This window comes from Yoonia sp., assembly GCF_030731595.1.
Taxonomy (GTDB): domain Bacteria; phylum Pseudomonadota; class Alphaproteobacteria; order Rhodobacterales; family Rhodobacteraceae; genus Yoonia.
In genome coordinates, this window is record NZ_JANQTS010000143.1 from 17,539 (window position 1) to 26,567 (window position 9,029).

General features: G+C 57.4%; 8 protein-coding genes. 2 read left to right on the plus strand and 6 right to left on the minus strand.

The genetic code is table 11. The features are described 5' to 3' along the window. Positions 1 to 173: 173 nt before the first annotated feature. The gene (locus tag NWQ23_RS16095; RefSeq protein ID WP_306167409.1) at positions 174 to 2,402 is read left to right on the plus strand and encodes an NADP-dependent isocitrate dehydrogenase; all 2,229 of its coding nucleotides are present in this window, start codon (positions 174 to 176) and stop codon (positions 2,400 to 2,402) included. A 77-nt stretch (positions 2,403 to 2,479) separates the two neighbouring features. Here the strand turns inward: NWQ23_RS16095 and NWQ23_RS16100 are convergent, their stop codons facing one another. From NWQ23_RS16100 to NWQ23_RS16120, 5 genes are all read right to left on the minus strand, one after another. Next, positions 2,480 to 3,541, minus strand: a complete 1,062-nt coding sequence (locus NWQ23_RS16100; protein ID WP_306167410.1) for an Ldh family oxidoreductase — start codon at positions 3,539 to 3,541, stop codon at positions 2,480 to 2,482. After that, positions 3,534 to 4,397: an ABC transporter permease gene (locus NWQ23_RS16105; RefSeq protein WP_306167411.1), complete on the minus strand. Its 864-nt coding sequence runs from the start codon at positions 4,395 to 4,397 to the stop codon at positions 3,534 to 3,536. The genes NWQ23_RS16100 and NWQ23_RS16105 overlap by 8 nt, the downstream gene beginning before the upstream one ends. Continuing rightward, the gene (locus NWQ23_RS16110; RefSeq protein ID WP_306167412.1) at positions 4,394 to 5,203 is read right to left on the minus strand and encodes an ABC transporter ATP-binding protein; all 810 of its coding nucleotides are present in this window, start codon (positions 5,201 to 5,203) and stop codon (positions 4,394 to 4,396) included. The genes NWQ23_RS16105 and NWQ23_RS16110 overlap by 4 nt, the downstream gene beginning before the upstream one ends. Then, complete coding sequence (locus tag NWQ23_RS16115) at positions 5,203 to 6,225, minus strand: ABC transporter substrate-binding protein (RefSeq protein WP_306167413.1); 1,023 nt, start codon at positions 6,223 to 6,225, stop codon at positions 5,203 to 5,205. Before NWQ23_RS16115 ends, NWQ23_RS16110 begins: the two co-directional genes overlap by 1 nt. 61 nt (positions 6,226 to 6,286) lie before the next feature. Continuing rightward, complete coding sequence (locus NWQ23_RS16120) at positions 6,287 to 7,201, minus strand: fumarylacetoacetate hydrolase family protein (protein ID WP_306167414.1); 915 nt, start codon at positions 7,199 to 7,201, stop codon at positions 6,287 to 6,289. Positions 7,202 to 7,373: 172 nt separating this feature from the next. Here NWQ23_RS16120 and NWQ23_RS16125 point away from each other — a divergent pair, with 172 nt between their 5' ends. Further along, on the plus strand, positions 7,374 to 8,066 hold the full coding sequence (locus tag NWQ23_RS16125) for a FadR/GntR family transcriptional regulator (protein ID WP_306167415.1): 693 nt from the start codon (positions 7,374 to 7,376) through the stop codon (positions 8,064 to 8,066). A 58-nt stretch (positions 8,067 to 8,124) separates the two neighbouring features. On the opposite strand, the gene NWQ23_RS16130 is transcribed toward NWQ23_RS16125, so the two are convergent. After that, complete coding sequence (locus NWQ23_RS16130) at positions 8,125 to 8,808, minus strand: fumarylacetoacetate hydrolase family protein (RefSeq protein WP_306167416.1); 684 nt, start codon at positions 8,806 to 8,808, stop codon at positions 8,125 to 8,127. Positions 8,809 to 9,029: the final 221 nt, after the last annotated feature.

The window sequence follows — 9,029 nt, forward strand, 5'->3', positions numbered from 1 at the left end:
GGCGCCATTTCGTTCGCGCCGCATTTGGCACCAAAGACCATCACGACGCGCAATGTTTTTGGCAATTTGGCGCGTTCATCTGCAAGCCTGTCATTGAAACTTCTGCTCAAATACGACATGCCAGAGAAGACCACTAACACAACTTTGCCAACTTGAAGGTTCAGCTTATCCCCATGACCAAAGCAGCATCACCAGATATCATCTACACCAAAGTTGACGAAGCACCTCAGCTTGCCTCGGTGTCGCTTCTGCCTGTCATTCAATCCTTCGCATCCGCTGCGGGGGTCACGGTCGGGGTCAAGGACATCTCGCTTGCCGGGCGTATCATCGCGGCGTTTCCTGAAAACCTGACGCCGGAGCAGCGTCAACCGGACGATCTGGCCGAGCTGGGCGAGCTGGTAAAACAGCCCAACGCCAATGTGATCAAGCTTCCCAATATTTCCGCTTCGGTCCCGCAACTTGTGGCAGCAGTCAAGGAATTGCAGGCCAAAGGCTATGCCATCCCCGATTATCCCGAAGATCCTGCGGATGATGCGCAAAAGGCCATTCGCGCACGGTTTGACGCGATCAAAGGCTCTGCCGTCAATCCGGTCTTGCGCGAAGGCAATTCGGACCGACGCGCGGCTATTGCTGTCAAGAATTACGCGATGTCCAACCCGCATTCGATGGGCGCATGGGTCCCCGAAAGCAAGACAGTTGTATCGACCATGTCGTCTGATGACTTCTTTTCCAACGAGAAATCGGTGACTTTGACGGCTGAACAGGCTGGCCCTGCACGTATCGAGCTTGTCGCCAAAGACGGCAGCGTCACGGTCCTGAAAGAAAGCGTATCCTATACTGCGGGCACCGTGGTCGATGCGACATTCATGTCCGCAAAGGCGCTGGACCGTTTTCTGGCCGAACAGATCGCGGCCACGAAAGCCGCAGGTATCCTTTTCTCGATCCACCTGAAAGCCACGATGATGAAGGTGTCCGACCCGATCATCTTTGGCCATGCCGTCAAGGTTTTCCTGCAACCGGTTTTCGATACCTATGGCGAGAAACTGGCAGCAGCAGGGGTCAACCCCAATTCAGGCCTTGGTGCGCTGCTTGATCAGGTTGCAGCAATGCCAGAGGCCACAGAGATTCTGGCCGCGATTGATGCGGTCATGGCTGACCGCCCTGCGCTTTATATGGTCAATTCCGACAAGGGCATCACCAATCTGCACGTCCCTTCGGATGTCATCATCGACGCCTCGATCCCTGCGCTGATCCGTGCCGGTGGCAAGGGCTGGGGACCGGATGGCAAGGCCGCCGATACCAACTGTGTCATTCCCGATAGCTCTTATGCGCCGGTCTATGACGAGTCTGTCTTGTACTTCAAAGAAACAGGCGCGCTTGATCCGCGCACCGCTGGCACAGTGCAGAATGTGGGCCTGATGGCGCAAAAGGCCGAAGAATACGGCTCGCACCCGACAACGTTTGAAATTCCGCATGACGGAACTGTGCGCATCGTCTTGGCGAATGGTGATATCCCTCTCGAACATGAAGTCGAGAAAGGCGATATCTGGCGCTCTGCTTCGACCAAGCAGGCCCCGATCGAGGATTGGGTGAAACTGGCAATCAGTCGTCAAAAGGCCGAAAAGTGTCAGGCCATTTTCTGGCTGGATGAAACCCGCGCACATGATGCAGAGCTGATCAAATATGTGACGCCGATCCTTGCCGCCGCTGGTGTGACGGACAAATTCCAGATCATGACCCCGCGGGCAGCCACCCGTTTGTCGTTGGAAACAATCCGCGCCGGCAAGAATTCCATCGCGGTGACAGGCAACGTCTTGCGCGACTATCTGACCGATCTTTTCCCCATCCTCGAACTCGGGACCTCGGCCAAGATGCTGTCCATCGTCAAACTGATGAACGGTGGTGGCATGTTCGAAACCGGGGCAGGCGGGTCTGCGCCGAAGCATGTGCAGCAACTGACACAGGAAAACCACTTGCGCTGGGACTCGCTGGGCGAGTTTTGCGCCCTTGGGGAAAGCCTGAAGTTCTTGGCCGAAACCAAGGACAACGACAAAGCCCGCATTCTGGGCCATGCGGTCGATCGCGCCACGCAAGGCGTGCTGGACAAGAATAAATCACCACAGGCAAAGGTCGGCCAGACGGACAACCGCAGCAGCCACTATTACTTTGCCCTTTACTGGGCACAGGCTTTGGCCACGCAGAACGAGGACTCGACCCTGCTTGCCAAATTTGTACCCATTGCCCAAGCCTTGGAAGAGAACGAGGCAATCATCCTCGAAGAACTTTCGGCAGCCGAAGGCAGCCCTGCGGATCTTGGCGGCTATTACCTGACGGACGCGCAAAAGACTGAAAGCGTGATGCGCCCCTCGCAAACCTTGCTGCGGATTCTTGGCGAACTCTGACGTCTCGGACGTTGCCCGATCTTTGCTTTGAACTGCGTGACCTTGGCCCCTTGGGGGTCAGGGTCAAAACTGACGCTTTAATAGAACGGCGTATCAAGGCCATATTCAGCCGCCAATGCCACAAGGTCGCGCTGCAAGGCAGGGTTAAGGCAAAGCCCGCTGTCCCGCCGCGCGGCAGCCGCTGCGGTCTTGCCTTCGCCGGGCAAACGGACGGGGTCGTGTCCGGGCAAGGGTGGTGAGGCGCGCATTTCGTCAAAGACGTGTTTTGCCCGATCCCCGAAGTCCGAAATGCCAAAGGCAACCGGATCAAGTGCCATGACGAACTGGCCCGTATTGGTTTGCGATGTCGTGTCAGCGGTGAAATCCACGACATCGGAACCAAAGGCAGCATCATTCAGAACACCCGCCAACAATCCGATTGCCACCGACAATCCGAAACCCTTTGCACCCCCGATGGGCAGCAGAAAGCCTTCGGATTTCTTGTTTGGATCAGTCAGCGGCGCACCATCGCGCCCGACCATCCAGCCTTCGGGCATGGGCTGGCCCTGCTGGATCAGGGTCTTGATCTTGCCCATTGCAGCAACTGTCGTTGCCATGTCCATGACAAAGGGATCGGCGTCCGCGCTTGGCGCAGAAATCGCGATAGGGTTGGTTCCCAAGAGCAGGTCGGTCCCGCCAAATGGCGGCACATGATTGGCGCTGCCGACAGCTGCCGCCATGCCGATCAGGCCCGCCTCTGCTTGTGGGCGCACATAAAGTGCCAAAGGCCCCGCATGATTGCCACGTCGCACGCCAACCCAGCCAATGCCGGCAGTGCGCGCCTTTTCCATTGCCAGATCACGGGCGGCAGACATCGCAAGATGCCCCAACCCGTTATCGCCGTCGATGACGGCGGTCGCGACGGTTTCATGGGCGATTGTAATCACTGCGACTGGGTTGCATCCGCCGTCTCGGAGCCGCGCCAGATATTGGCGCAATCGAAAGACGCCGTGCGTGCTGTAGCCATAGACATCGGCCGCGACCATCAGTTCGGCCACCTTGGTCGCATCCGCCGCCGGAACCCCTTGTGCGCTAAAAGCCCCGGCGACAAAATCTACGAGCCTGTCGACTGCGACAGGCGCGGGTGTGTGGTCAGCCATCACCACGGCCGCCGACCGTTTCACGCTGCCAGAAAACGATTTTGCGCTGCGCGTAACTGACCATTGCATAAAGCCCCAGACCCAGCAGGCTGAGATACAGGATCAAGGAAAACACCCGTGGCGTGTTGAGCTGTGACGCCGCTACGCGGATCAATTCGCCAAAGCCTTTGCCGCCGCCAAGAAATTCCGCCGTGATCGCTCCGGCCATAACACCCACGGCACCGATTTTCAGTCCCGTGAAGATTTGGGGCAAGCCCATGGGCAGCTTCATCTTGATGAGCGTCTGCATCCGGCTGGCACCCATCGTCTTGAAGAGCATCCGCGAATTCTCGTCTGCTGCGTGCAGACCGGCCGCTGTTCCCACAACGATGGGAAAGGTTGCGATAAAGGCAGCAAGGGCGACCTTTGATTCAATCCCGAAGCCAAGCCAAGCGATGAACAAAGGGGCAAAGGCCACTTTGGGCATCGTGTCCAGCGCAACCAGATAGGGCATGATCGCCCGTTCGCCAAAGGCCGTTTCACCGACCAGGACACCCAAGGAAAACCCGATCATGATCGCCAGTGCAAAGCCATAGATGACCTCTTTGGAGGTGATCCACAACGCGGGCAACATATAGTCGCCGGTCAAGAGGTTCTTGCCGACAAAAAGCATATCCTTGAAGGTTTCCGCAGGCGTCGGCAGCACGATGCTGGACACAAGGTTGAAGACCGTGGCGATATGCCAGAGAAAGACAAAGACCACGAAAACCGAAAGCATCAGAATGCTGCGCGGTATTTGATCGATCAGCGCGACTTTTTCGACCCAGACGGTATCCTCTGCGGCGGTGCCGGGCTTGTCTGTGCGTGCGTCGCTCACATCTCTTCTCCTTTGTCCAAAAGGCTACGGATATAATCCACGATCTTGCCGAACTTTGGTGTCGTCATCATATCCAGCGTGCGGGGCCGCGGCAGGTCCACGGTCACCACTTCGGCCAGACGACCGGGGCGCGGTTTCATGACATAGACATGATCCGACAGGATCACCGCCTCTTGGATCGAGTGGGTCACAAGAAATGCGGTCGCATTCTGTTCGCGGCAAATCCGTTGCAATTCCATGTTCATCATGTCGCGGGACAATTCATCCAGCGCGCTGAACGGCTCGTCCAGCAGCAGCACGGCAGGTTCCGTGATCAGCATCCGGCAAATCGAGGCGCGCTGCGCCATGCCGCCCGATAGCTCGTTGGGGTAGACGTCCTCGAACCCTTTCAACCCTACGATATCAAGTAGATCGCGGGCCTTTTCCTTAGCCTTTTCGGCGGCGGCACGGCCATCGCGGATCTCGATAGGCAGCACGATGTTTTCAATCGTCGTCCGCCATGGGAACAACGTCGCCTGCTGGAACATCATGCCGATATCGCGGCGGGTGCCGGTGACCGGTTTGTCCTGCAGAACGACGCGTCCTTTGGATGGCGGGATCAGACCCGCCATGATCTTGAGCAGGGTTGATTTCCCGCAGCCACTGGACCCGATCACCGATGAAAAACTGCCCTTGTTCAAGGTCAGGCTTACATCCGACAGGGCGATCACCTTGTTTCGGGCGTAGGTCTTGCTGACATGGGTCAGCTCGTAAACCGGCGTCTGATGTGGATCAGGCTGATGAAGTGTGGCTGCGGGCGTGTTCATTACTTCAATGCCTCATTGGCCATCGCAGTGAAGACGTTGGTATAGGCAGCAGACAGGTCATCCAGCGGCGCTGCAAGATCGCCACCGGCGACAAGGCTGTCCTGCCACTCTACCCAAACCTCGGGAGGCAAATAGCCAAGACCGTTGGTCATATCGACAGGAATGGTTTTCGAACGCACGGCGTCAAACAGGGCCGACTGAAATGCAGGGTCTTCGCCTTCCTGCGGGTTGGCCTCTTTGAGGTGGGCCAGAACAGTCTCGCGGTTGGCATCATCAAGGGCAAACGCATGACCGCGCGCAAAGGCGCGAACAAACTTTTCGACCAGCTCAGGTTCGTTTGCAATGATGTCGCCCATCGTGGCAATGCCGTTGCCAAAGAAACGCGCGAATTCAGGCGGTGTGATATCGCGAACCGCCATGCCACGCTGGTTCAGGATCGCGGCATCGGCAGTCGAGGCCGAATAGGCTGCCATTGCGCCGCTGTTGAATGCAACCGTGGCCGGGCCGCCATCACCGACAGTCAGAAACTCGTAGTCGGTGCCTTCGGTCATACCCGAACCGAACATGACGTTGCGGGCAAAGCCCACTTCTGCACCATCCGCCGTGCCGGTACCGATGACCATGCCGCGCAGACCTTCGGGACCTTGGATATCGCTATCTGCGCGAACCACGACACCAAAGTTGCTGCGTGCTGCCACGTTGTAGATGAACACTGCGTCCACACCACGCGCGCGCGCACCAAGCACCGGACCGGGGCCTGGACGCCCGAATTCGGCCTGACCTGCGGACAGCGCCTGAAGCACCGCAGCAGAACCGTTGATTGCCTCGACGGTCACGCTCAGACCTTCTTCAGCAAAATAGCCCTCGCCCATTGCGACAAAGACCGGAAACGAGTTGATCGCAGAAGGGCTTGGTTGCACGAAAGTGATATTGCGCAGGTCCTGCGCCACGGCTGTCGTGCTTAGAATGCCGACCAGCGGTATGGCGGCAAGAAGCTTTGTAAATGTTCTTCGCGTAGTCATATTGGGTCTCCTCCCATAGTAGATTGCTGTCTTGTTCCCCGCTGTGCGGGGGTGCAGTACGTCATGCAACGCGTACTGTATTCCTCAGTTGCCCGATCTCGGCGATGTCGCAGACCACGACATCCCCTGCCTTCAGAAAACACGGCGGGTCCATCGCATAGCCCACACCCGAAGGTGTGCCGGTCGCGATGATGTCGCCCGGTTCAAGCGTCAACCCTTCCGACAAGGACGCAATCAGTGTCGGAATGTCGAAGATCATGTCAGAGGTCGTGCCGTTCTGGCGCTGCTCGCCGTTCACGGTCAGGCCGATGGACAAGGCATGCGGGTCACTGATCGCATCCGCGGTCACGATCCATGGACCGATCGGACACGATCCGTCGAGCGCTTTGCCCTTGAAGTACTGTCCGCCGTGGCGACGCTGTACATCGCGGGCGGTGATGTCGTTCAGGATCGTATATCCGAAAATATGATCGAACGCATCTTCCTTTGCGATATTGCGCCCCGCCTTGCCGATCACGATGGCCAGTTCAACTTCGTAGTCTACGGCCTCCGATACTGCGGGGAACATCAGAATGTCCCCTTCCGGGGGCACAACGGTTGTTGGTGGCTTGGTGAAAAACACCGGAAGTTCGGTAATACCGATCTTGATGTTCTGCGCTTTTTCCCCTTCCGCGATATGGGCGGCGTAGTTGCGTCCGACGCAAAAGATGTTCTTTTGCAGTCTTGGCATCGGCGCCATCAAGACCACGTCAGAAACACGGGCATCCGCATGTTGTCCGCCGTCGGCTTCGGCGACAAGGCGAGCCAGCGCAGTCATTGCGGCAGGACCGTCTGCGATCAAGGCCTGCAGGCTACCCGATTTGAGCGCGGCGTTGGATTGGCCCGCAGACGCCTTGGCAATATCAAGCCAAGTCGTATCGGCCAATTGAACCGCGGCAGATGGATTACCCCCGATGGAAAGTGTCGCAAGTCTCATGTAGTCCCCCCTTTTGAAGAGCCTCTGCACGCTGGGGCCTTTCAATGACTGGGGCCATCGGCCTCCCCGCCGCATGACCCGTCAGACCTCAGATGCAAATTCTCTTGCCCATAACAAGAAGCGCTCGTATCGATGAAATCAATCAACCAATATATGGATTGGGTGGAATTGAATGTCGAAAACAGAACAACTGGTGCAGCGGGTCAGGCAGATGATCGACGCGGCCGGCTATGCACATAGTGACCGCCTGCCACCAGAACGGGAGATGTGCACGGCCCTTGGTGTCACCCGCAACCAGTTGCGGCGGGCTTTGCTGGAGCTCGAAGGGCAAGGGTTGATATGGCGTCATGTCGGGCGCGGGACATTCGTGGGCGCCCGCCCGGTTCTGAACTTGGATGATGTGAGGTATCTGCGGGATCTTGTAGATCCGCAGCATGTTGTTTCCGTCCGATTTACGATTGAACCCGAACTGGCCCGTCTGGCAGCGATCTATAGCAAAAAGTCCGATCACGAGCAGCTTTTGAACTGTACCGCCCGGTGCCGCGCCGCGCCGGACTGGCGCAGCTATGAAGCCTGGGACAACAAACTCCATCACGCGATTGCCCGAAGCGCGCAGAACAAGCTTTATCTTTATTTCTTCGAGACATTGAACGTCGTGCGCAGGTCAATGGTCTGGGGTCACCCCCGGACGACCGAGCGCCCGGCTGTTGATTACACCAGCTTCACCGATCACGACGCGATTGTGCAGGCGATCTTGGACGGGGATGGCGATCTGGCGGCGCTGTCCATGAAGCGCCATCTCAAATCGGTGTACGGGCGGCTTTTGCCGTCGCTGGAAACCCTTTATCCCGAAGAGTTTTCCTGAGCATTGCCGGTGGTTTGGGCTGCCCGCAGACGCAATAGGCAGGCAAGCCCACAGGTCTTTACGTGACCGTCACCGACAGGCTGCCAAGACCGGCGATTGCAATCTCCATCACGTCGCCTTTGACAACGGGTCCGACGCCAGATGGCGTTCCGGTCATGATGACGTCACCTGCCGCCAATTCGAAGTATTCCGACAGATAGGAAATCATTTCAGGGGTCTTCCAGATCAACTGGTTCAGGTCCCCTTCTTGGCGCAACTCGCCATTGACCGTGAGCGTGATCGGGCCACTGTCAAGATGCCCCACTTCTTCGACTGTATGGATGGGGCCAATCGGCGCGGACCGCTCGAACGCCTTGCCGATTTCCCAAGGACGGCCGGCCTTTTTCATTTCCCCCTGCAAGTCGCGGCGGGTCATGTCCAGCGAAAGGGCGTAACCATAAACATGATCCAAGGCGCTCTCGACAGGGATGTTTTGACCGCCCGATTTCAAGACGACTGTCAACTCTGCCTCGTGATGAACGTCAGAGGTGTGCGGCGGATATGGAAACGCGCCGGAAGTGTCCAGGTTGTTGGGGTTTTTTTGGAAAAAGAACGGAGCTTCACGATCCGGGTCATGGCCCATTTCGATGGCGTGTGCTGCGTAGTTTCTGCCAATGCAATAGACGCGCCGCACAGGAAACAACCCGCCAGAGGCCACAGGGATCGCTGTTACAGGAGGTGACGGGATTACAAAATCAGACATGAAGCCGCTCCATTCTTTGAGTTTGCAGCACTGATAGATACCGCGTCGGGGTAGATCAATCCAACCAATCATTGAATTGGGCGAATTTGTACCGCCGCTTTGTCAAAGGTTTCAAACCGGCATTATGAACCGCAGCGAATCGATTGCATCATTTCATCTCGGTCTAGGCGATCGGCCTGGTCAGGGCATCGTTCCAAACAGGCTACCGACATTGACGCAAC